Raw genomic sequence first — 21,656 nt, 5'->3', positions numbered from 1 at the left:
CCCGCTGCCGTTTATTTTAGGAGCATTGAAGACAATTTGATTGTCTTGATCAGACCAAAAGGCTGATCAGATCTGAAGGTATAAACCTTCAGGTTTCACTTTCCGGTCTGCGAAACTACGAAAATCGGGTCTCGCGCGAGCAAAAGCTTCCCGCCGGGGAGCGTCCATTCTGGGCGTCGCGCATTCGCTTCTCACGAAGTTGAATGGAGTACCCGTGCCGTGAAAAAAGCACTAAAGAATATCCGCCGAACCAAGATGCTCGAACAGAGTGGGCGTTGCTACTATTGTGACCTGCCAATGTGGGACACAGCCCTCGATCACCGTTTGCCCACAATTTGTAGATCTAGCGGACTGCCAAAGTTCCTTCGATGCACCGCCGAGCATCTTCTCCCTCGTTCAGAGGGGGGAGCGAATACCGCCGAGAATATCGTTGCCGCCTGTTGGTACTGCAACACAGCGCGGCATAGGAGAAAATGCCCTCCGACTCCGGAGACTCATCGCACGCGTGTGCGGCAGCGCATGGCGGCGGGCCGGTGGTTGGCGGCGCAGGTCGCGATCTGTGTCAGCAGAGCATAGGAAGACATCCCGGTCGAAACGCCGATTGGCCCCACCTGTCGTAGAGTATGGCGTGTCTGACCCCACCCCATCGACGGGTGTAGAGACAGGCCACCCAACTGCGTGTCCCGCTCCGAAGGAGTTGGCGAGCTACATTGCAGGCCAGAATCCCAGCTGTTCGCCACTAAAGGCGTGTGAAAAATTTGAATGAGTGCGGACGATGGTCAGGCAATGACCAAAGGCATTTCGCCTGGTTTTGTATTCTTGGGCGCCATAATCTTAGCAAAACAATGCGCTAGTCGTTTTAGGCAATCGTGGTTTTCGAATAGGCAGCTGGTCTCCCTCGACGGCCCGACATACTAAAACTTCAAGTGCACCAACGCAGATTAGCAGTAGCCAATATGAAAAAAGAACTAGAAAAAGTACTCCAATATTGGCGCGTTTCACTGGCTGATAGTGCGCTAGGAGACGGCAAGTTCACGCAACGGGATCGGAAGCGGTTCATAGAGGTTTCGGGTGAAACCGTTCGTTCCGGAATTCTTCCGGAGGCGGTTGTCGACAGGGTGTTTGCAGGACAGAAGTCGGCAAAAAGCATTGCCGTTCGATTCTGGCCGCTGGTCATGGCTCGTAAATCCTCTCACGGCGCAGCACTGGTTGATGGATTGCCTGAGATTGTCGCGCCGGTAGTGAGCGAAGCAACGGTTGATCGCGACGGACAGATTACCCCTTTGCGCAACGCTCTGGCGCGCGACGTGCTGTCACCCTTACCATCTGGCGAATTTTCAATCGGCAGCGTCGACGATCTTGATAGATTTCTGACCGAGACCCCCTTGCCAGAAATGATCGTCGAAGGTTCATGGCCAGAGTATCTTGGTCATTGCCGCAAGATGGTCGACGCTGTCGCAGAAGGTTGGCCAAGCGGCGACGACGATTATCAGTCGATGGGCTTTGGTTTCCTAGAACTGGCCGAAGATGCCAGTGCCACAATTCGCAACATCGTGGACCTCTATGACAAACTTCTCAGCGACAAGCCAGATGCACGCCTCTTGAGCCAGGTCGCTCAGCCTGGCAAATCAACGACGAGCCCAAATCCCAAAATTGAGCGTGAGTTTGGTCGCCGTCTCGGCCATTCAAACCCAAACTTCCCACTATCTGAGCATCAACGGCAGGTCATGGCCTACCTTGATCTGTCAGAGCCAGGAGAAGTCATCGCAGTGAATGGCCCACCAGGCACTGGCAAAACCACAATGTTACTTTCCGCGGTCGCAAGTGTTTGGATACGAGCCGCCCTAAAGGGTGAAGATGCACCGGTCATCGTTGCCGCCTCTACGAATAACCAGGCTGTGACCAATATCATTGACGCGTTTGGCAAGGATTTTGCTCAGGGCGAGGGGCCTTTTGCAGGTCGATGGCTGCCTGATGTAAATAGCTTTGGGATTTTCCTGCCATCTCACTCCCGCAAGCTGGAAGCCGCGAAGAAGTATCAGACTGAAGACTTTCAGAGGGCCTGCGAGAGTGTCGAGTATTTCTCAGGCGCGAAGGAGGCGTATCTTAAGGCGGCAGAGGAGGCTTTTCCTTCCCTTTCCGAAACGAGTGTGAAGTCCGTTGTTGATGCTATTCAGGGAGCGATGGTGCACGAAGCTGAGAAACTCTCTGAATTAGATCGTGCGGCTGAGGCGCTTGGAGAAGCCCAGAAAGCAGTCGATGCGCTCCTTGGCTCAAACCCGGACGAAGCCGAAGAAGGTTTGATCAAGTCGACCAGCGAGAGACAAAGCAGTGAGTCAAGTTGCAAAGCTGCAAAATCTGCACTCGAGGCACACCTTGCGGCCGAATCTACGTTTGCGGCTCTCTTCAATTTTCTACCGGCAATCAAGAAAAAGCGGGTCTTGCTTGCCCGGCAAGCCGTCCGCGAATTCATGCCTGACCTTGGTGAGTTTAGGCGCGTGGATGAGCTCGAAGTCTATTTAGCTGACAGCTTGCGTTCGGCGGAGGCGGCAAGAAGAAGAGCCGAACAGGAACTTGAAAGAGCGCGGACAGTTCGTTCCTCTTTAGCGGGCGCCGAAAGTCGGTGGGAAAGTGCGAAGGCCGCGCTTGGCGAGGCAGTCGAAAGTTCGGAGCTAGAGCAGATCGCGGATCTAAGCATCCGCTTCAAGCTTTTCTTACTTGCCACACACTACTGGGAAGGGCGGTGGCTGCTGGAGATGGAGGCCGACCTTGCTGGCATTTCAGGTTCTTCAAACAAGCGGGGGAAAGCAAAAATAGTCCCGCGCTGGCATAGACGCATGATGTTGACACCTTGCGCCGTTGCCACATTCGCAAGCTTGCCAGGCAAGTTAGCTTACAGCCGCAAGACAGGGGGTAAATGGGCGAAGGAGTATCTTTATAACTTCATCGATCTTTTGATCGTGGATGAAGCCGGGCAAGTCTTGCCGGAAGTAGCCGGAGCTAGTTTCTCTCTGGCAAAGCGTGCTCTGATCATTGGCGATACACAACAGATCGGACCCATCTCTTCCGTGCCAAAGCCAGTGGACGTCGGAAACCTGCGGGAAGTCGGCCTTCTGAAAAACGACGAAGACTGGGATGCTCTCTCAGCACGCGGGCTTTGTACTACCACCGGCAGCGCTATGCGCCTTGCACAAGAGGCTTGCCAGATTTCACCCTACGAGGAACTTGAAAAGGGTCTGTATCTCTTTGAGCACAGACGCTGCTATGACGAGATAATCGATTATAGCAATGCGTTGTGCTACAAAGGAAAACTACGGCCAATGCGTGGGCGTGTGCCGCCAGACACCAAGTTGCCGGGCTTGGGTTACTTGCATGTAGACGGGCGAGCAATGCGGGCTGGAAGTAGCCGTGCAAATCCATTGGAGGCCCGGACGATTGCGGCATGGCTTGAAGCCAACAGATCGGAGTTGGAGAGCCGTTATAAGGCGCGACTTGAACAAATTGTAGGTGTAGTGACGCCATTTGGCAGACAAGTAGGTGAAATACGGACCGCTTTGGCAAACAAGGGAGTTTCCGTTGACCTGCGCGACGGCATGACGGTCGGAACAGTTCATGCGCTTCAAGGCGCTGAACGACCAGTTGTTATCTTCTCTCCTGTTTATTCGAAACATGCCGACGGCAACTTTATCGACGCCTCGTCGAGCATGCTGAATGTAACAGTGTCACGCGCCAAAGACAGTTGCCTTGTGTTTGGGGATATGGACGTTCTGGCAACAGCCGCCCCTGGGTCGCCTCGTGCCATGCTTGGAGACTTCCTCTTCAATTCCACAGACAATGCGCTTGAGTTTGAGACTGAACCAAGAAGTGATTTGCAGATCGACAATGGCGAGCTTCAGATGCTTCGCGACGCTGCGGAGCATGACGGATTCCTTCTTGAAGCTCTTGCTGGAAGCGGGCGGCGCTATTCCATCGTTAGCCCCTGGGTTGTCACTCGCACCATGGAAAACGTTGGTTTCCTGTCCGCTTTTGAGAAAGCTATTGGCCGAGGAGCCAGTGTCGACGTTTACACAGACCCACTCTTGAACAATTCGACCGGATCGAATGGCCAAACCCAAATGACACTCGCCGAAGCTGCACTTACTGATATTGGTGTGCGACTTCACAAAGTTCCCCGGTTGCATAGTAAGATAGTGGCAATCGACGACGACCTATTGGCTATAGGGTCTTACAATTGGATGAGCGCCGATCGACACGGTAAGTATGCCCGCCACGAAACCTCATTTGTGTATAGGGGGCAGCATCTGGAAGTGGAAATTAGTACTATTTTCCAGAGTCTTGGCGGGCGAGAGAATTAATCGCACATCGATGGAATTCATTATGTGAAGTGAGTCATGCGTCTACCAAGCTCGACAAAAAATTGGGGTAGTTGAGATGAAAGATGTTCTAGACGTGATGACCTGGCCGAGGGCTGAAAGGTCAAAATTCAATCTTGGCGCTGAAAATGGCTTGTATGCGCTTTTCCTGCGCCTTGGCGCCCACCTGCCCAAAATTGAACCCGGCGTGGCTGGTTTGATTTATATTGGTAAGGCATCAGGAGCAAAGGGGCTCAAAGGGAGGTGCCACTTCCTCGGCAAGACAAGAAATCATTCACCTCGAAAAAGTCTAGCATTCCTCCTACGAGAGATATTGACGCTGGCGCCAGAGCTTGTGCGAAAACCAAATTCCCCTCCTACTTGGACACTAGAAACGCAAAGTGAAACCCGGTTGACCGACTGGATGATGGACAACCTTTTGCTGGCGATTGCTCACGAGGAACGGCCGGAGCCCACGGAGCGGCTTCTACTTCACAAGTACTCACCGCCCCTTAACCTTACAGGATGCCTGCAATCCTCTACCCATCAGGCAATCTCAGACGGCCGAAAATTGATGCAAATGCAGGCTATCTCTAGTTGTAGTTGATAGGCTTTGAAGTCAGGTAAGGTCCATTATGTTACCGGCCCATAGCGTCCATTTTCTCAATTCTTGTACTGTGAATGGACGGAATTGAGGTTTGATGTGATCCTTCAGTTTAGGATTGATATGCATCTCTCAAGCAACCCCTCATTTTTAATGATTATCACCAATAGCCTTTTTCTTGTTCTAGTAATGTTTTGAAAAAGCATCTTGGACGACTCGTAATACGTACGACCGGTGTAGATCAAATCACCGTTATCGTCATAATTGAAAAATCTATCCAAGACGATTGCAACATTGTCAAACTCTTGACCAATGACGGAGTGCGAAACCTTGCTCCAACTCGGATAATAGGTTTCGTGGAACTCGTTGTCGTATTGAGAGGGCGTAAATCGAAGAATCTCCCATTCAGAATCGCCCAGAGACAAGATATACTGCTTTGCACTCTCAGTATCAGAAAAGTACTCCAGCTTGATGTTACTTCGTTCGGTCAGTGCCGCACTTTTTTTCTTATCAAAAAGCATCTTGATGAAGTTCGCCACTTCCTTGTTTGAGCGAATCTTCTCTGAAAGATTGAATGTTGACAGTGGCGATAGAGTTGAAATTTTGCCACTCGCATCAACGCGTTCTTCGTGCTTTGCAAGTGTCTGAAGCCCATCAAATGAGAACAAGCAAACCCCACCGACTGAAGTAATTTTCGCATTTATATGATCAATCTGGTCGCCGGAAAGCCGTTGCGCTTCGTCCACGACAATGAGGTCGTATTTTGAAAGATCATAAATATGAAGTCGCTTTATTCGAGCGATTTCCCAACCATTATCACGAAGAATTTCTTGGCCGCTGTTTAAGTTACCACAGTGAAAAACTAAAACAGATTTGCCAGCTGAAATTGCAGACGACGCAATATCATAGGCTAAAAGAGTTTTCCCAGTTCCTGCGCCGCCGGTAAGAGCAATGAATTGGGGTGCGCGGGGTTGGTTGAGGAGAATCTGGATTTTTTTGGCGTACTCCTCCTGCTGATGAGTTAGGAAGTAGTGGCCGCTTAGAAAGCTCTCCGTAGAGTTGAATGGCGAAACAAGAAACTTCGATGGTTCAAATAGATCGTGCGGGTCTTTCCCTACCAAGACATCTTGTTCCACCAATATCTTAATGAGTAGCCCGACGGCACACTCCTCAAGAACGCCTTCTTCACTCAAGTGGATTAGGGTTTGGTCGTTGGAGACAAAAGTAAAGTGGTGTGATGGTTGGCCAAGAGCTTCAAGATAGTAGCGATTGCGGACAAGCTGCTTGAGAATTTTTTCGTCGTCTCGCGTCCGCTTAATTTCAATGTTCAATGTGTATTCCTTGCCGAAACGCAGCAGGTCAAACTCTTTTCCTATTTGTGGGATTTTGTAGCCAACATAGAACTCGTTCAGTTTGTCTGCTTTCACTTCATTTGCAGACAATACGTCAACAAGCGTCACTAGATCCGAGACCTCGTCATCCTTCAATGCAACATCAAAGTGTTGTTTGAAACTTTCAACCACCGGTGTTGAAAGGCTTGCATGTGCTTGTCTCAAAGATAGAAGGTTCGTCGGGGTGGGCACTGCTGAATCCTCTCTGGTAGATGCGAAATGGCACACTAGACGTTGCGGGCCGGTTCTCGATAACGATGTTTCCGATGAGACGGGAACGCTCCATCAACTAGTCCCTTAAAACTGCTTTCGAACAATTTGTCGCGTTGATTTCAAAGACCCTAAATCCATAAAAAGAATTGTAACGGGCGCCTTTTGATACCTGTTCCGTAACGGTTTTTTGAGATGAAAAAAAATTGAGGCTCATAGCCTCTCCGCGTTGTCACCATCCATTGAAACCACAATAGCAAAACTCCCGTAAGCGCAGTTATGTTAACAGGCTGCGCCATTGCCACGGGCCGCACCAAACCCGTTAAACACTGCAAACCCGGGCAACCCCACCCATCGACGGCGGACAGCGCTTACAGTGGGCGAGCCATCCCCGGATCGAGCGAGCTGGCGATCGACGTTGATTCTTGTCCGTCGTCAGGTTTTTTGGAACCAATGGCTGCCTACCGGAACGGCTTGTGGCAGTCGTGATGACGTACAAATTGGGAGCGGCACACACACTATGTATATAGCCGGTGATCAAATACTTGCGCCTTCGCATGCGCGCGCGGTGTGATGAGGTTGGACGCTACCTCATGCTTTATATAAGCCTCTGATAATGAATGTAATTCCGAGATTTTCGAAATAATTTGAGTTGAGGCCAGAGGAGGTCTCAATGACAAGTTTACACTTCACAAAGCGCTCAATCGAAGCGTTGTCTCACCCGAAAAAGGCCAAGCTCTATACCGTGATACTTTCCCGCGCGGACTAGGAATCCGTGTTGGCGCGCGGTCCAAAGTCTTCTTTGTTGAAGGTCAGGTATATAATAATAGATGTCGAACGCTTGCGTCAGCCAGTCGATGTATTTGCCCAGAAAATCGTCTTGTTGGCTCGCAATGACAAAAAAGAAGACTGTTATGCAGCATGACTGACAATGAAGATGAAGAACATCCTCCTCACACTGGCGTTGCGCGACCACCCTTAGAGCTGCTTTTGCTAGCACTTATCGATGGACACACCAACGGTGGCAAAGATCGCTCAAAACGATTGAACCAAGCAATGCTGGCGATTACCGGCGAAAAGGCCGCTCCGGGGCCTCTGCCTAATGATCCCTATGAACGTGGTTGCCTGTTGATGGCTGAGTTGGAACACAAAGATGCTGCAGCCGTCTTTGATTTTAAATGGAAGAACCGGCACAAAACGGATGTTGATCAGGCGGCACCAAAGGTGCGTACGCCACATAAATTAGCCGAAATTGCCGAAGAGAAAGTTTTCGGTTCAAAGAATCCGGACACGCAAAAGGCAAATCGACAGAAGCTGCGCGAACTTTACACGGGCAGCTATCAAAAGAAGCTCAAAGGTCGTGACGGTGTCGATCACCGCGCAACATACATGTACCAGGTCACAGAACAGGACTTTGTAGCGGAGTCTTTGGAGCGCCAGTCGCTTTTGGTGATCGCCCGAGAGCTAGAGTCGATGGGTATACCCTTCAAGGTATAGTTTTAGCCGTCAGAATTTGCGCAGAAATAGCAATTCTGTCCGCAACATCGGTGACGCAATTTCCATCAGTTTCTTACGTGTAAACCAAACACGGAGAATTTTGATGCTAGTAGACTCAAGTAAAACACTGATCGACACTGCGGCGGTAGCGCGCCTGACTAAAACAAGCAAATCATACTGGGAAAAGCTCCGCTGCCGCGGCGAAGGCCCCAAATACATCAAGCGCGGCCACCTCGTGCTATACTGGCTGTCCGACGTCATACGCTGGCTTGAAGAGCACATGGTCACCCCGGTGGGAGACCAAAAATGAAAAAATCATCTGCAAATATTACTTATGGAATTGGGGGTGCGGCAGAAGCCGCGCTCACTTACACAAATCTTGGTTGGGAACCGCTGATCCTTCCTTTCAAAGAGAAAACCCCGCGCGGAAAATGGAAAGAACCCCGCGCGTGGACACCCGACACTATCAAGAGTGAATTCAGCGGCAGCTTGAATGTTGGAATCGCGCTTGGCAAACGCTCCAGCGGCCTTATTGATATCGATTTTGACTGTCCTGAAGCTGCGGAACTTGCGAAAATTGTACTTAGCAATCTTCCAAGCTTCGGACGCCGAGGATCGCCTTTTAGCCACCGCGTCGCATATGCGAAGTTGAAGAAAGGTAAACTGGCTTTTCAACTTCCCAATGCAGTAGCTCACACTATCGGTGCGGATCGCGCAATGCTGCTGGAGGTTCGCGGCAATGGCCACCAGACTATGTTTCCACCATCTACGCATCCAAGCGGAGATGCTGTCGGGTGGCATGATGATCCGCGCGACATCCCTACAATTGATGGTGGCGAACTCGCGCGTCTTTGTGGTCTCCTAGCTGCGCTATCAGCCGTCGCAATGCACTACCCTAAGGTGGCCGGAGAACGGGATGAGATATGCCTCATCCTGACGGGCGTTCTTATTCGTTGCGATTTGTCGGACGACGAAGTGGATCAACTTGTTGTAGCGGTTGCTACCGCTGCTGGAGATGATGAAGCTGAAAAGCGCGGCGGAAAGGCAGCTGCATCCCGCGAAAAAATTGAAGCGGGTGAACCAGTCTGGGGCCTTCCGGAACTTTGCGCGCGTCTGAAAATGGAGCCGCTCGAACCAAAGTTGCGGGACTGGTTTCGCTTGAGTGGTGGAGCTTCCACCGGTGATCCGCGTCCACGTATTCTTGTACGCGCGGGCCACACACCTGAGGAAGTTGACCAAGCGGAAGCAGCTTTGCTAGCTGCCGATCTTGGCGTTTATCAGCGGGGTGAAAAATTGGTTCGCGTTGTGCGTCTTCCGCAAAGTATCGGAGAAGATGGCGTAAAGCGGTCCGGTGGTGTTTTGGTGATCAACGAATTGACGCAGCCCTGGTTGAAGGAAAAGTTTGCGATTGCTTCGCTCTGGCTGAAGCCCGGTGAAGAGATGGACATTCCGATCAATCCACCTGGTGGGCATGTATCCGCGCTCTTGGCGCGCGTGGGTGAATGGAACGTGCCGGTTTTGCATGGTGTGGTTTCCAGCCCGACCATGCGTAAAGATGGCACCATTCTCCAAACCCCTGGATACGACCCAGATTCTGGTCTTCTTTTCGAGCCAAACGGCGTCGAATTCCCAGCTGTACCAGATGCACCAACACGTGAAGATGCATTGCGTGCACGAGACGTTCTTTTTGCGCCGTTTCGTAATTTCGAGTTTGCCACCCCTGCAGATCGTAGTGTTCTGCTTAGTGGTACATTGACGGCAATTGTGCGTCGGATTCTTCCTTCGGCACCACTCTTTGCAATCGACGCGCCGACAGCAGGCTCTGGGAAGTCATTGCTGTGTGAAACGGTTGGTGTCATCGCGACTGGCCACAAACCGACTATGATCTCGCAAGGCAAGACAGATGAAGAGAACGAAAAACGTATCTCCAGCGTTCTAATGGCGGGTGATCCGATTCTCGTTTTTGACAACTGCGATCGTCCCCTTGGCGGCGACACACTGTGTTCTGCTCTGACCCAAGAAGTCATTGCGGCAAGGATACTGGGCAAGTCTGAGGTGCCGCGCGTCCTGACCAACGCGGTATTCATGGCAACGGGGAACAACCTTGAAGTTTTGGGGGACCTTGGTCGCCGCACACTGCTATGTCGGATTGATACTGGTGAAGAACGTCCGGATCAAATCGAGCATGACTTTAATCCTGTTGAAGAAGCGCGGGCGGAAAGGGCGGCCTTGGTTGTAGCTGGTCTCACAATCCTACGTGCTTATGAGGCCGCTGGGCGCCCAAACCGCATGGTGCCCATGGGTTCATTTGAACGTTGGAACACGATCCGGGAAGCGCTTGTATGGTTGGATGAGGCCGACCCCTGTACGACCCGCGAGCGGGTCATCGCCGACGATCCGCGCAAAGGTGATCTAGCAGAATTGTTGGAGCTTTGGGCTGATGCGCTGGGAGGCCAACCAACAACACTTGCAGAGATTGGAGAGGCTGCGGGCCATAACCAAAACGGCAAAGTCACAGTACTTCATGATGCGCTGGCTGACAGAACCTACAAGGGTACATTCAACACCCGGAGTGTTGGGCGGTATCTGGGAAAACACAAAGACCGTGTTGTCGGTGGGCGGGTTCTTCGCTGTGTCGATGATCCCTCTGGCGTTAAGCGTTACCGCTTGGAAACGGTTGGGCAACTGTCGGGCGATACCCCGTTCTAGAGAAGAGTCGCCTACAAACACTTGGTTGGGCGCGTGTGGTTTGCATGCCCAACTGGTTTTAAGGGTATTGCGGGTTTGTTTTTGCTGCACATATTTGCGCAAGCCAAAGTAACCCTGCAAACACCGCAAACCCGGACATAAACTATTATAATTCAATGCTTTGGATTCCTTTCCCGAACAAGCAGCGGCTCATTATTCTAATCCTTCAAGCCAAAATCGTACTGCGGTTTTTTCAGTAGATCGGTCTGTGGATGTATCATCATTCAGTTCGGCTAGTGCATCCGCCAGGGTCCTTCCGGCCTCGACACCATCCCGTCCATGGCGTCGGTTTGACGACCCATCAAAAGCTAAGAGGTACACGGTTGAAGAGTTGGGGTCGCCTCCAGCGGACCACACAGCCTTCTGAGAGCGATGTTTGGGTTTGCAGGGTGTGCAGGGTTTATTTTGGCCCTGCGTGCCCTGCAGGCGCGCCGTACAAAGCCCTCAAACAGGTCAAAACATAAAACACTGGCAAAAACGAAGCATATTCAATTTAGCTTTGATGTGCTTTCCAGCGAGAGAAATCGCTATTCGAAAGTCATCTGCGGTTCCCGACTCAAGGTAATGAACTCGCATAGGCGATCCAGCAGATCAATTGATGGCTTAGAACCAATTGCGCACTCCCATACGATCCCTACTCTCCAGCCTGCCAATGCTAGCCGCTCTAGGTTCTTTGCATCGCGCTCTACATTCTGCCGAAACTTCTTGTTCCAAAATTCCGCGTTACTGCTAGGTGTAGTCGCTTTTGGGCAGCCCATGTGTCTATGCCAGTAGCAACCATGCACAAACAAAACCGTTTGCCACTTAGGCAGTACAACGTCAGGTGAACCTGGCAGCCGCCGATCATCAATGCGATACCTAAATCCGCGGCCATGCAGGGCACGACGCAAAGCGAGCTCCGGTTTGGTGTCACGTCTGCCGATCCGTGACATCATTTTCGAGCGTACCTCGCGTGTAACGATGTCCACCATGAACTGTCTTTCTGCAAGAAATTTTCGCCCTGGCGAAAGGCGCTTTCTTGGCGCAATATAGTGAAAAATAGAGCGGAAATGAAATGAGTAGCGACTTCGCCATTGTTGATCTCTTTGCAGGACCAGGAGGCCTGGGTGAAGGTTTCGCCCAAGCCGGAAGGTCTGGTGGTCTATCCATGACGATCGAATTGTCAGTGGAGATGGAGCCAAATGCTGTTCGTACTTTGCGACTACGTTCCTTTTTGAGGAACTTTGGCGACAAGCTGCCAATAGAGTACTATGATGCCTTGCACTCCGGAACAGACCTACCGGATTGGGTGGACATATATCCAACGGAGTGGGAGAAAGCGAACGCCGAAGTCAGACAACTGACCCTTGGCGAACCAGGCGTGTTTGAAGAGCTCGCACCAACTCTGGACCGTATTCGCGAGGAATTTGACGGAAACTCCATACTGATCGGCGGTCCGCCGTGCCAAGCCTATTCTCTTGCAGGGAGATCGCGAAACAAAGGGAAAGAAGAGTACGTCCCCGAGGATGATCACCGCCACTACCTCTACAAGGAGTACGTCGACATCCTAAGCAGGTTGGAGCCTGCAGCGTTTGTCATGGAGAACGTTAAGGGCATGTTATCAAGCCAAGTAGGCGGTGGTGGTATCTTTCACAGGGTTCTGGATGACCTCCGCGCCGCCGCGCAGGGTTACACGTTGGTCCCCTTGGCGCCGTCTGCCCTGAATTTGGGGAAGAAGCACCCGCCGGCTCGTGACTTCATAGTTCGCTCTGAGGAACACGGTGTGCCCCAAGCTCGGCACAGAGTCATAGTGCTTGGTTTCCGAAACGATGTTGCGGAAAAACTGGATTTGGGTACGCAGCCACTTCTTGAGAGGCATCTCACAGCTCCTACCGTCGAGGAGACGCTAGTTGGGCTCCCAAGGCTTCGGAGCGGACTTAGCAAGGGGGACACACTCGAGGCATGGAAAGAAGCCGTGCGAGCTCAAGCCCGAGCCCTAGCAGATTCGGATGAAGTTCCGTACGAAATCAAACGGCGAGCCCGCTCGATTGCATCGAGCGTTCATTTGCCAACTCTGCGCAAGTCGCGACATTATTCAAACGAGCGCTCACCGCTCGGCAACTTGCAAAGATGGCTCAAAGACGACGTGCTACAAAGTGTCCTGCACCATGAAACGCGCGGCCACATCAGCGGTGATCTTGGTCGTTATTTGTTTTCTTCGATTCACTCGTCAGAATTCGATCGTTCTCCAAAGCTTTCAGAGTTTCCTGGGTTCCTTCAACCTGAACATAGGAGCCGTAACAGTGGTCACTTCGCAGACAGGTTTCGCACACAAGTTGCTCATCGGCCTGCCACGACAATCACCAGTCATATTTCCAAAGACGGCCACTACTTCATTCACCCAGACCCAATTCAGTGTCGTTCGTTGACGGTACGAGAAGCCGCGAGGCTGCAAACCTTTCCCGACAACTACTTTTTTCATGGGGGGCGGACCGCTCAGTATCACCAAGTGGGCAATGCAGTACCGCCTTTCTTAGCTTTTCAAATCGCAATGGCAGTATCAAAAATGCTCTCCAGATAGGAACTTTGCATCCATTTTAGTCACTACAAATACTATATAAGAGCTACATACTGTATATGTAGTTGACATTCTTGCCAAACGCCCCTAGATAAGTCTTTGTACTAGCGGGGAGTGGCCGACTGATGACAGACCGAGACAAAAGAAAGAAGTTCGAAGAACTCGCTGAAAAGCGCGTCAATAGGGCGATCAAGGACCTCCGCTTGATTGGAAACCTGTCAAGCCGGAACAACTACTCATACGACAGCGCCGATGTCGCGAAGATCATCAAAGCACTCGATGACGAGGTTAAGGCGTTGAAAGTACGCTTCAATCAAGCCCATGCCTCCGACGAAAAATTCAAGCTTTAGGAGCGATCTCTTAATGTCTTTCCCTAATCCCGTCATAGAACCAGAACGTCTCGGCAGAGCAAAAACCCATACCGACTCTTGGGTAAAGGGACAGGAGAATTTCTAAGCAATGAGCCTTTCAATGACAGATTTAGACAATATTCCGTGGCAGTGGCCAAGCGTTGGCGCCTCCCCCTCTCATGAGGGATTGGATAGTGAGATATTTGATACCGAGAAATTCCCTCATGCACACACATTCGTGCGCGAGGCCATTCAGAATATTCTTGATGCAAAACGGCAAGATGCCGGCTCCGTGGTCGCGAAATTCAATTTTTGTAGTGGAGACCTAACTAGCAGAGAGAAATATCTCGTCGATTTGGTAAGCAAACGCGACCACTGCGGCCTTCCTTGGCCACAAGAGTGGTCCGAACAAAAAATGCGTTGGCTGGTGGTCGAGGACGAGAACGCCACAGGTCTACTTGGAGACCTGACTCAACGCAAAAGCGACTTTTGGGGTTACTGGCTGAACTTTGGTAGGTCCAACAAGTCCGGGGAAGGTCGTGGGGGGCGAGGGATAGGTAGAGTAACTTTTCTGCTTGCTTCGCAAATCCACACTGTAATTGGAATCACTCGTCGCCAAGGAGAAGACAAAGTCATTTCTTGTGGCATGAGCGTTCTAAGGGCTGAAGAATGGGACGAAAAGTTTCGTGGCAGTTTCGCGATTTTTGCCGAGGCAGAGAAAGAAAACATCCTTGAGCTCTATCCAAGTGAAATCGCAATGGATATCGCTGAGAGCTTCGAGACAAACCGTTATGAGGGAGGCGGCGCCTCAGGTTTGTCTCTTGTGATCCCATTCCCTCGAAAGGAGCTTGACGAACAAACAATTTGTGCGGCTGCGATCGAAAATTTTGCACCAGCAATCGCGTCAGGTGACTTGATAGTCGAGGTGGGAAGCAAAACGATTGATGCAAGCTCGTTGGGCGCCGTTGCATCTGAGGTCAAGGAAAAATTCACAAACCCATCGTTCCAGCAAGACCCAGGCAGTATCCTGTCCATTATCTTGCAGAGTGGGAGTGACGCCGATTTCAAGATTGACGTCAAAGAAGGAAACTTCTCTGGACCTTTGAAAGACGGACTGAGCGATGAACTCCAAGAGCAGATCTTGCAGAAGCTTGAGGAAGATGATTGTGCATCATTCCTGTTTGACGTCCCTGTGCGACGAAACGGTAAATTCTCGCGCGGTGAAATCTACGTGTTCATCAGATCAACTCCGATGGGCCACACCCCAACGGATATATTCTATCGTGGTGGAATGTATCTCCCAAACGTGCAGGCCGCGAACAAGGGGGACTTGGATGCCTTCATGTTTTGTCAGGACGACATTCTAAGTGTCTATCTAAACTTCTGCGAAGGTAAGGCTCACCTTGGACTTCTCGAGAACAGTGAAGTTCTCGAGAAACTCCACGAGAAAGGTTACGAAGGACGAATTGGTCTAAAGCGATTTGTGAATACGCTTCCGCGAAAGATACGAAGCCTCGTTCAATCAGATAGCAACGAACCTGACGCTTCGGTTTTCGCAAAGTGGTTCTCAGTGCCTAATGCACCGAAGCAGTCAAAGAAAAAGAAGAAGAAAAAAAAGACTGTCATTGTGGATCCGCCCAAGCGGTCTGTGAGGTACTTCAATATCTTGGATTTAGAGGACGGGTTCGAAATCAAGGCAAGCCCGTCTGGTGAGGGTTGGCCTTTGAACCTGAATGTTCAGTTTGCGTATGCTGATGGTCGCGCCAAACCCCATTGGAGCAAGTTTGATTTTAGGGTCAGTGATCTGGATAAATCGATTTCAGGCGCGCAGAAGACCAACGTGATTGAATCTACAAAAGAGCGAAAGGCAGGATTCCACTTTGTCGGATGCGACGAGAATTTTTGTGCACGGATCACAGGGTTCGACAAGAACCGCGAATTGATCGTCCATCATACGCCGCTGCGCCCAAAAGGTTCAAAGAATGACTAAGACATCAATCAGATTGACTGGTAGGCGATCGCTTCCCCAGAGTGCATTTAGCTTTGACTGGAACGACACTGCAAACGGAGTGGTCTGCTTTCTTGATATTCTTGACAAAAGCCAAGTTCAGAGCTTTCCACCCGACTCCAGAATTCAGGTGATGCTCAGCGAGAATAAGAGCGTCCATTTCGCCGACTTTGGTACGCTAGAAAGCATGAAGTCCAGCGTGTCATTTGAAGGAGTTAGCTGGGTATCGCCGTCAGCGGAGTTGCGCATTGCCCATCACGGCACTGAAAGGAACCATCTTCTACTTGGCTCTACGAAACTGCCAAAGAGCAACAACTCCGGAGATGCGGAAGGAATTCTTCACTTTCAGAAAAGGGACACATCACCGTTCCTTTGGGAGCTTTCCGTTGAAGAGGATGCTTTCCCGACACTTTTCCTAAACGAGAAGATGGAAGGAAAAGTTGATCCAATAATTTGGGTGAAATCAAATCCGATATTTCTGCTCTCAGTATTTCCAACAGTAATCGAAAAGGTGTTCCAAAAGATATTTGAGACGAATGGAAAGCTGGATGAGGGATGGATGTACTTATGGGTTCTTTGGGCCGAAAAAACAATGGGGTGCGACAAGTTCCCTACTGGGTCCGACCCAGATGACTTCTCAAATTGGGTAAACAATGCGAAATCGACAATTCTAGCAAAAATGGATCTTCTGCCGGACGCATTGGCAACCCTTGTAGGTCAGGAGGCGGAGAAATGACCTTCGATAGTCTCTACCAGTTTACTCCACTTGGCATGGAACGATTCAAAGCCTTTTTCAAAGGGGATATTTCAGCGGATCAAATTGACCCCACTGATCTTAGTGTTGCGACGCCAGTCCAGGGTTCACGAAATTTCGAAGCCAAATCCTTTGACACAACAAAAGAAATGGCACGAGCAGTGCTCGAAGCCATGGACAGCCTGAAGGTGGATGAATTTCTAAGCGCCTCAGAATTCTGGGCCTGGCTAACATTCGTACTTCGCGACACACTATTCAAAAAGGGTCCTGACGGCACACTAAAACCTGGAGCTTATGAAGTCTGGATGCCTACGGACCCAAACGATTATCAAAAAGCTCAAAGGCACAAGGTGCGAATGCCAGTTCAGCTTTATACCCAGTTTGGTGATGACGCTGATCATGCACTTTGTGGGAGGCCCGATACCCCTGGTGAGGTCCGGGAACAGACTACGAGTCAACAAGGTATGTTCACTCACGAGTTCCAAAAGCTTTGCAAGCGACTATACTTCGACCCCGGAAAGGGCACGAACAAGACCGGCTCCGCTGGCAAAGGAGGGGGTTCTGCCCGGCGGTTACCGCAGATTGTCAACCAGTTCCAGGTCACTTGGGATGTTCATAGCTTCCTAGTCGATGACTGGGTGCGTCTTTTGCCTGCTGAATTTGACAAGTTCACGGGTTCCAAGAGTTCAGACTCAATCTAAAAGAAGTCGGTCTTGCAAGACTGCGAGACTCCATTTGGAGCCGAAGTTTCAGCTGCGGTTAGACACTTGTCAAAGTGCGGTAGAAACACCAATGGGGCGTAGGAAACTCTGTTCATTGGACCAAGATAACCGAGAAGCGTTCTGCTCTAGTCTAGGCTCGGCCTACGGGTGCATTTTGCGCCGGTGGCCGGACTTGTACTCAACTTAGCCGCCGCGTCCTGTTACCGTAGCCTGCAAGACCATTTTACGTTGTCATAGGTGATCGTGATTGGGCAAGCCTTCAACTCTGGTTGCCGCCACAGAGTTGGATAGCGTTTCATTGTGCTAGACACAGTGCGCTATGATCACATAACTATCAGAAAACTCGAGCTTTTTATCGAAATGTGCTTATACTGAGTTGTGGCCACAAGGAGGTCACGATGCCAAGTTTACGTCTTACTCGCCGCAGTGTTGATGACATACCGCACCCCGAACGCGGGCAAGCTTTCTATCGCGATACGATGTTGCCAGGTTTTGGCGTGCGCGTCGGTGCAAAATCAAAGACATACATTGTCGAAGGGCAGGTCAATCGTCGGACCAGACGCGTTACAATTGGGCGAGCGGACCTCTTTGCGCCGGAAACAGCGCGGCGCAAAGCACTCGTCGTTTTGGGTGACATGGCAGATGGCGTTGATCCGACGGCGGAGAAGCGCAAAGAAGCTGTAAAAAAGATGTCGGTTGAGAGGGCCTTCAACAAGTTCTTTGAAGCTCGACCTGATCTGGCAAAGGCAACATTAGACAATTATTCGCGCACGGGGTTCATCTACCTTAAGTCGTGGGCAAAAAAGCCAGTCAATGAGATCACACGGCAGATGGTGCTGAAGAAGCATCAAGAGATGTCGCGCAAGAATGGAAAAGTCACTGCAAACGACTCTTTTCGCCATTTTCGCTCAGTCTACAATTTTATCGCTGCGACAGAAGAAAACCTGCCGCCAAATCCAGTAAGTATTCTGAGCCAAGCTAGAGCTTGGAACAAGGAGCGGCGACGCCAAACCATTATCGAAGCCAAACAGCTTCCCGCATGGTGGGCCGCTGTGATGGAAGAGCCCACATACTCGCGCGACTTCCTGCTACTTGCGCTGTTCACCGGGATGCGCCGTAACGAAATCGCAAGCCTGCAATGGACGAACATCGACCTTGACGAGCGCAAGCTGCACTTGCCGACAACCAAGAACGGCGATCCGCTTATGCTTCCACTTTCTGACTTTCTGCTCACTTTGCTTCGGCAAAGAAAAGAGAGTTCGGGGGCATCGCCATGGGTATTTCCGGGCAACGGACCCGCTGGTCATATTGTGGAGCCGAAGAAGTTCTCTCAACGGGTCACCGCTTCCTCAGGTGTAGCTTTCACACTTCATGACCTACGCAGAACTTACATAACAGTCGCCGAAAGTCTTGACATACCACACTACGCGCTCAAACGGTTGCTAAATCACCGCTCATCCGCTGACGTGACTGGTGGTTATATCATCATCAACGTTGACAGATTACGCGGCCCCGTTGAACTCATTTCACAACGCATTCTGGACATGAAAGAGGCGAAAGACTGATTGCAAGCCGCTACATCTACGGTGATCGTACACAAGGAGAGCACAAAAGCTCTAGTCCCATGTCAATTAGGATGGAGCTAACCGTACCGAGCAGCCAATCGGTTCGCCCGGATAGAGAAGAATTTCTCTGTAAAATCAGTGCTTTATGGTGCTGCTGGAGAGAATCGAACTCTCGACCTCTCCCTTACCAAGGGAGTGCTCTACCTCTGAGCTACAGCAGCCTATCCACTTCAGGGCACCGGGAAAAACGCCCTACTAATACCCTACTAATTTCCACCACGCTCCACTAACTCATTGTTCGAACAATCAAACTTGGAATGGACCCGCCCATTACCAAGGGAGTGCTCGACCTCTGAGCTACAGCAGCGCTGTGGGCGGGTGATTAGACTCAAACGAAACGCGGCGCAAGGGTGTCTGGACGGTTTTTTTCGCCTCCTGTAGAGAAAGGTTATGGCAGATAAAAATACACCTAAAAAACACGGCAGATCCGGCGATGTGCGCGAAGAGCGGCTGAAAGCGGCGCTCAAGGCGAATATGGCGCGGCGTAAGGCGCAGGCTAAGGCGCGGGCAACCCAGAACGGCAAAGCCGACAAAGACGAGGGATAAGAGCAGATGGATTCGATTCTGGTGACAGGCAACGGGCCGCTTAAAGGTCAGATACCGATTGCAGGGGCAAAAAACGCGTGTCTGACGCTGATGCCGGCGACCTTGCTCAGCGAAGAACCGCTGACGCTGACCAATGCGCCTCGGCTGAGCGACATCAAGACGATGACGGCTTTGCTGCAGTCCTTGGGGGCCGAGGTGTCGTCATTGCAGGATGGTCAGGTGATCGCAATGTCCAGCCACGACCTGACCAGTCAGACGGCGGACTATGACATCGTGCGAAAGATGCGCGCGTCAAACCTTGTGCTGGGTCCTTTGCTGGCGCGGTTCGGGCAGGCGGTCGTCTCGCTGCCCGGAGGCTGTGCAATCGGCGCGCGTCCGATGGATCTGCACGTCGAAGGGCTCGAGGCGCTGGGCGCTGAGATTGAGCTTAAGGACGGGTATCTGCATGCCAAAGCTGTGGGCGGGTTGAAAGGTGCCGTGCATGAGATGCGATTTGCATCCGTGGGCGCGACCGAGAACATTGTCATGGCGGCCACGCTGGCTAAAGGCACAACGGTTCTGAAGAACGCGGCGCGCGAACCTGAAATTGTCGATTTGGTCGAGTGTCTGAGGAAGATGGGTGCTCAGATTTCCGGTGAAGGCACGCCGACCATCGAAATTCAAGGCGTAGACCGGTTGCATGGTGCCACTCATCAGGTGGTCACTGACCGGATCGAGCTGGGCACCTATATGCTGGCCCCGGCGATCTGCGGAGGCGAGGTCGAACTGTTGGGCGGGCGGATGTCTCTGGTGGAATCATTTGCCGGGAAACTGGATGCGGCGGGCGTGAATGTCTCGGAAACAGCAAACAGTCTTTTGGTCGCCCGCAAGAACGGGCGCGTCAAAGCCGTGGATGTCGTGACCGAGCCGTTCCCGGGTTTTCCGACCGACCTGCAGGCCCAGATGATGGCGCTGATGTGCACGGCCGAAGGTACCTCGGTGCTCGAAGAACGCATTTTCGAGAACCGTTTCATGCACGCCCCCGAATTGGTGCGGATGGGCGCGAATATCGAAGTGCACGGTGGCACGGCAACCGTGACTGGTGTCGAACGTCTGAAGGGCGCACCGGTTATGGCGACAGATCTGCGCGCTTCGGTTTCGCTGATACTGGCGGGGCTGGCTGCTGAAGGTGAAACAACTGTCAGCAGGGTCTATCATCTGGATCGTGGGTATGAGCATGTTGTGCGCAAGCTGGAAGGCGTGGGCGCCAAAATTGAACGGATCAAAGACCAATGACAGACGCAAGTTTCCACGATGGGCGTGAGGCTCCACTGAATCTGGGTGCAGAGGATGGGGATGACCTTCAGGTGATCTCGACTTTGACACAGGATGCGGTGTTCCCCGTATCCGAAATGACCTGGCACCCGTCGCAGCGCCGCTTTGGCCTGTTGCTGAACCGTTTCCGCTGGGAGGACAAGGATGCGGCCACGCGCCGGGGCCGTCCATTCGAAAGGGTGCAGTCTGTGCTGGTGTTCGCTTCCGTTCTAACCGTGTCCAGCCAGGGTATCGACCGTAGCGAGAAGGATTTGGTGATGTCCTTGCTTTCGGTCGATTTTGAACCCGGCGAAGACGGCGCGGGTCAGATTTTGCTTACATTGGCCGGAGATGGCGCGATCCGTCTATCGGTCGAGGCAATAGACGTCACGCTCAAGGATGTAACCCGCCCCTATCAGGCGCCTTCGGGGCAAGCGCCGCATCATGCAGAATAAGCGCGGTATCGCGCAGGCCTTCTCAGAACCACCCGCTGGTCTGATGTTGCGCCGCGCGACCGTGTTTGATGTCTTTGATCTAAGCCGGGTTCTGATCCGTTCGATCACGCAGCTGTGCGAGGCGGATCATGGCGATGATCCGCAGGCCGTTGCGGAATGGACCGCCAATAAAGACCCGGAGACCATTCGGGGTTGGATCAAGGCCGGAGCGCAGATTTGGCTGGCCGAGCGCGCAGGTCAGGTTGCGGCTGTCGGCGGATTGCGTGAGGGCGGCGAGATCACGCTGCTCTATATCGACCCGGCTCATACCGGTCTTGGGGTGGGAAGCGCGTTGTTGGCCCGGCTGGAACAGGAACTGGCCGCTGCCGGTTGCACCGAGGCACAGCTTGAGGGGACACGGACGGCCCAGGCGTTTTATATCCGGCATGGCTGGAAACCGACTGGCGGCTGCGCGGCGCGCAAAAGCATATCCTGTTTTGAGATGCGCAAATCGCTGCACCCGGTGGACTGAGGGTTGAGGACAGCCCATCCCGGCGATATGACC

19 protein-coding genes and 1 tRNA gene are annotated in these 21,656 nt (G+C 51.9%); 16 read left to right on the top strand and 4 right to left on the bottom strand.

Annotated features, from left to right (window positions below):
* Positions 1 to 255: 255 nt before the first annotated feature.
* The 3 genes from AC2FLB_RS06190 (at position 256) to AC2FLB_RS06180 (ending at position 4,959) form a co-directional block, all read left to right on the top strand.
* Positions 256 to 576 carry an HNH endonuclease gene (locus AC2FLB_RS06190; protein ID WP_496709002.1) on the top strand — a complete coding sequence of 107 codons (321 nt, stop codon included), beginning with the start codon at positions 256 to 258 and terminating at the stop codon, positions 574 to 576.
* A gap of 380 nt (positions 577 to 956) precedes the next feature.
* Positions 957 to 4,355: an AAA domain-containing protein gene (locus tag AC2FLB_RS06185; RefSeq protein WP_496708857.1), complete on the top strand. Its 3,399-nt coding sequence runs from the start codon at positions 957 to 959 to the stop codon at positions 4,353 to 4,355.
* Positions 4,356 to 4,431: 76 nt separating this feature from the next.
* Positions 4,432 to 4,959 (top strand): GIY-YIG nuclease family protein, encoded by a 528-nt coding sequence (locus AC2FLB_RS06180; RefSeq protein ID WP_496708856.1) that lies wholly within the window; start codon positions 4,432 to 4,434, stop codon positions 4,957 to 4,959.
* Between the two features lie 104 nt (positions 4,960 to 5,063).
* Here AC2FLB_RS06180 and AC2FLB_RS06175 read toward each other — a convergent pair whose 3' ends face one another.
* Together AC2FLB_RS06175 and AC2FLB_RS06170 are read right to left on the bottom strand one after the other, a co-directional pair.
* Positions 5,064 to 6,539 carry a DNA/RNA helicase domain-containing protein gene (locus AC2FLB_RS06175; protein WP_496708855.1) on the bottom strand — a complete coding sequence of 492 codons (1,476 nt, stop codon included), beginning with the start codon at positions 6,537 to 6,539 and terminating at the stop codon, positions 5,064 to 5,066.
* A gap of 609 nt (positions 6,540 to 7,148) precedes the next feature.
* Entirely contained in the window at positions 7,149 to 7,250 is a 102-nt protein-coding gene (locus AC2FLB_RS06170; protein ID WP_496708854.1) for an LCI fold-containing protein, read from the bottom strand.
* A gap of 228 nt (positions 7,251 to 7,478) precedes the next feature.
* Between AC2FLB_RS06170 and AC2FLB_RS06165 the strand changes: the two genes are divergently transcribed.
* The 3 genes from AC2FLB_RS06165 to AC2FLB_RS06155 all read left to right on the top strand — a co-directional run bounded on the left by AC2FLB_RS06165 (position 7,479) and on the right by AC2FLB_RS06155 (position 10,763).
* Positions 7,479 to 8,054 carry a hypothetical protein gene (locus tag AC2FLB_RS06165; protein ID WP_496692224.1) on the top strand — a complete coding sequence of 192 codons (576 nt, stop codon included), beginning with the start codon at positions 7,479 to 7,481 and terminating at the stop codon, positions 8,052 to 8,054.
* A gap of 103 nt (positions 8,055 to 8,157) precedes the next feature.
* Positions 8,158 to 8,364, top strand: a complete 207-nt coding sequence (locus AC2FLB_RS06160; protein ID WP_496692225.1) for a helix-turn-helix transcriptional regulator — start codon at positions 8,158 to 8,160, stop codon at positions 8,362 to 8,364.
* On the top strand, positions 8,361 to 10,763 hold the full coding sequence (locus AC2FLB_RS06155) for a bifunctional DNA primase/polymerase (RefSeq protein WP_496692226.1): 2,403 nt from the start codon (positions 8,361 to 8,363) through the stop codon (positions 10,761 to 10,763). Before AC2FLB_RS06160 ends, AC2FLB_RS06155 begins: the two co-directional genes overlap by 4 nt.
* Before the next feature lie 566 nt (positions 10,764 to 11,329).
* On the opposite strand, the gene AC2FLB_RS06150 is transcribed toward AC2FLB_RS06155, so the two are convergent.
* Positions 11,330 to 11,773, bottom strand: coding sequence for a very short patch repair endonuclease (locus AC2FLB_RS06150; protein WP_496692227.1), 444 nt, complete (start codon positions 11,771 to 11,773; stop codon positions 11,330 to 11,332).
* Between the two features lie 83 nt (positions 11,774 to 11,856).
* Here AC2FLB_RS06150 and AC2FLB_RS06145 point away from each other — a divergent pair, with 83 nt between their 5' ends.
* The 6 genes from AC2FLB_RS06145 to AC2FLB_RS06120 all read left to right on the top strand — a co-directional run bounded on the left by AC2FLB_RS06145 (position 11,857) and on the right by AC2FLB_RS06120 (position 18,758).
* Positions 11,857 to 13,362, top strand: coding sequence for a DNA cytosine methyltransferase (locus AC2FLB_RS06145; RefSeq protein ID WP_496692228.1), 1,506 nt, complete (start codon positions 11,857 to 11,859; stop codon positions 13,360 to 13,362).
* A gap of 122 nt (positions 13,363 to 13,484) precedes the next feature.
* Entirely contained in the window at positions 13,485 to 13,709 is a 225-nt protein-coding gene (locus AC2FLB_RS06140; RefSeq protein ID WP_496692229.1) for a hypothetical protein, read from the top strand.
* A gap of 121 nt (positions 13,710 to 13,830) precedes the next feature.
* Complete coding sequence (locus AC2FLB_RS06135) at positions 13,831 to 15,699, top strand: hypothetical protein (RefSeq protein WP_496708853.1); 1,869 nt, start codon at positions 13,831 to 13,833, stop codon at positions 15,697 to 15,699.
* On the top strand, positions 15,692 to 16,453 hold the full coding sequence (locus AC2FLB_RS06130; RefSeq protein WP_496692231.1) for a hypothetical protein: 762 nt from the start codon (positions 15,692 to 15,694) through the stop codon (positions 16,451 to 16,453). The genes AC2FLB_RS06135 and AC2FLB_RS06130 overlap by 8 nt, the downstream gene beginning before the upstream one ends.
* Entirely contained in the window at positions 16,450 to 17,172 is a 723-nt protein-coding gene (locus tag AC2FLB_RS06125; RefSeq protein WP_496692232.1) for a hypothetical protein, read from the top strand. Before AC2FLB_RS06130 ends, AC2FLB_RS06125 begins: the two co-directional genes overlap by 4 nt.
* Positions 17,173 to 17,591: 419 nt before the next feature.
* Complete coding sequence (locus tag AC2FLB_RS06120; protein ID WP_496708852.1) at positions 17,592 to 18,758, top strand: tyrosine-type recombinase/integrase; 1,167 nt, start codon at positions 17,592 to 17,594, stop codon at positions 18,756 to 18,758.
* A gap of 146 nt (positions 18,759 to 18,904) precedes the next feature.
* Here the strand turns inward: AC2FLB_RS06120 and AC2FLB_RS06115 are convergent.
* Positions 18,905 to 18,979: transfer RNA gene (locus AC2FLB_RS06115), tRNA-Thr, on the bottom strand.
* A 229-nt stretch (positions 18,980 to 19,208) separates the two neighbouring features.
* Between AC2FLB_RS06115 and AC2FLB_RS06110 the strand changes: the two genes are divergently transcribed.
* From AC2FLB_RS06110 to AC2FLB_RS06095, 4 genes are read left to right on the top strand one after another with little or no spacing between them, the layout of a single operon-like run.
* Positions 19,209 to 19,364 carry a hypothetical protein gene (locus AC2FLB_RS06110; protein WP_496696796.1) on the top strand — a complete coding sequence of 52 codons (156 nt, stop codon included), beginning with the start codon at positions 19,209 to 19,211 and terminating at the stop codon, positions 19,362 to 19,364.
* 6 nt (positions 19,365 to 19,370) lie between these two features.
* The gene (gene murA, locus AC2FLB_RS06105; RefSeq protein WP_496708851.1) at positions 19,371 to 20,639 is read left to right on the top strand and encodes a UDP-N-acetylglucosamine 1-carboxyvinyltransferase; all 1,269 of its coding nucleotides are present in this window, start codon (positions 19,371 to 19,373) and stop codon (positions 20,637 to 20,639) included.
* Complete coding sequence (locus tag AC2FLB_RS06100) at positions 20,636 to 21,112, top strand: DUF2948 family protein (protein ID WP_496708850.1); 477 nt, start codon at positions 20,636 to 20,638, stop codon at positions 21,110 to 21,112. The genes murA and AC2FLB_RS06100 overlap by 4 nt, the downstream gene beginning before the upstream one ends.
* On the top strand, positions 21,102 to 21,623 hold the full coding sequence (locus AC2FLB_RS06095) for a GNAT family N-acetyltransferase (protein ID WP_496692235.1): 522 nt from the start codon (positions 21,102 to 21,104) through the stop codon (positions 21,621 to 21,623). Before AC2FLB_RS06100 ends, AC2FLB_RS06095 begins: the two co-directional genes overlap by 11 nt.
* Positions 21,624 to 21,656 lie beyond the last annotated feature (33 nt).

This window comes from Ruegeria sp. CDSA236 (genome assembly GCF_059611285.1).
This window is presented reverse-complemented; position numbering and strand designations above follow the sequence as displayed.

What these genes read in the sequence shown, in the direction of transcription:
- AC2FLB_RS06160 (WP_496692225.1), top strand. Translation starts at nt 8,158, where the DNA reads ATGCTAGTAGACTCAAGTAAAACACTGATCGACACTGCGGCGGTAGCG.
- AC2FLB_RS06100 (WP_496708850.1), top strand. Translation starts at nt 20,636, where the DNA reads ATGACAGACGCAAGTTTCCACGATGGGCGTGAGGCTCCACTGAATCTG.
- AC2FLB_RS06110 (WP_496696796.1), top strand. Translation starts at nt 19,209, where the DNA reads ATGGCAGATAAAAATACACCTAAAAAACACGGCAGATCCGGCGATGTG.
- AC2FLB_RS06180 (WP_496708856.1), top strand. Translation starts at nt 4,432, where the DNA reads ATGAAAGATGTTCTAGACGTGATGACCTGGCCGAGGGCTGAAAGGTCA.
- AC2FLB_RS06135 (WP_496708853.1), top strand. Translation starts at nt 13,831, where the DNA reads ATGACAGATTTAGACAATATTCCGTGGCAGTGGCCAAGCGTTGGCGCC.
- AC2FLB_RS06185 (WP_496708857.1), top strand. Translation starts at nt 957, where the DNA reads ATGAAAAAAGAACTAGAAAAAGTACTCCAATATTGGCGCGTTTCACTG.
- AC2FLB_RS06145 (WP_496692228.1), top strand. Translation starts at nt 11,857, where the DNA reads ATGAGTAGCGACTTCGCCATTGTTGATCTCTTTGCAGGACCAGGAGGC.
- AC2FLB_RS06140 (WP_496692229.1), top strand. Translation starts at nt 13,485, where the DNA reads ATGACAGACCGAGACAAAAGAAAGAAGTTCGAAGAACTCGCTGAAAAG.
- AC2FLB_RS06095 (WP_496692235.1), top strand. Translation starts at nt 21,102, where the DNA reads ATGCAGAATAAGCGCGGTATCGCGCAGGCCTTCTCAGAACCACCCGCT.
- AC2FLB_RS06190 (WP_496709002.1), top strand. Translation starts at nt 256, where the DNA reads ATGCTCGAACAGAGTGGGCGTTGCTACTATTGTGACCTGCCAATGTGG.
- AC2FLB_RS06125 (WP_496692232.1), top strand. Translation starts at nt 16,450, where the DNA reads ATGACCTTCGATAGTCTCTACCAGTTTACTCCACTTGGCATGGAACGA.
- AC2FLB_RS06150 (WP_496692227.1), bottom strand. Translation starts at nt 11,773, where the DNA reads ATGGTGGACATCGTTACACGCGAGGTACGCTCGAAAATGATGTCACGG.
- AC2FLB_RS06155 (WP_496692226.1), top strand. Translation starts at nt 8,361, where the DNA reads ATGAAAAAATCATCTGCAAATATTACTTATGGAATTGGGGGTGCGGCA.
- AC2FLB_RS06165 (WP_496692224.1), top strand. Translation starts at nt 7,479, where the DNA reads ATGACTGACAATGAAGATGAAGAACATCCTCCTCACACTGGCGTTGCG.
- AC2FLB_RS06120 (WP_496708852.1), top strand. Translation starts at nt 17,592, where the DNA reads ATGCCAAGTTTACGTCTTACTCGCCGCAGTGTTGATGACATACCGCAC.
- AC2FLB_RS06130 (WP_496692231.1), top strand. Translation starts at nt 15,692, where the DNA reads ATGACTAAGACATCAATCAGATTGACTGGTAGGCGATCGCTTCCCCAG.
- murA (WP_496708851.1), top strand. Translation starts at nt 19,371, where the DNA reads ATGGATTCGATTCTGGTGACAGGCAACGGGCCGCTTAAAGGTCAGATA.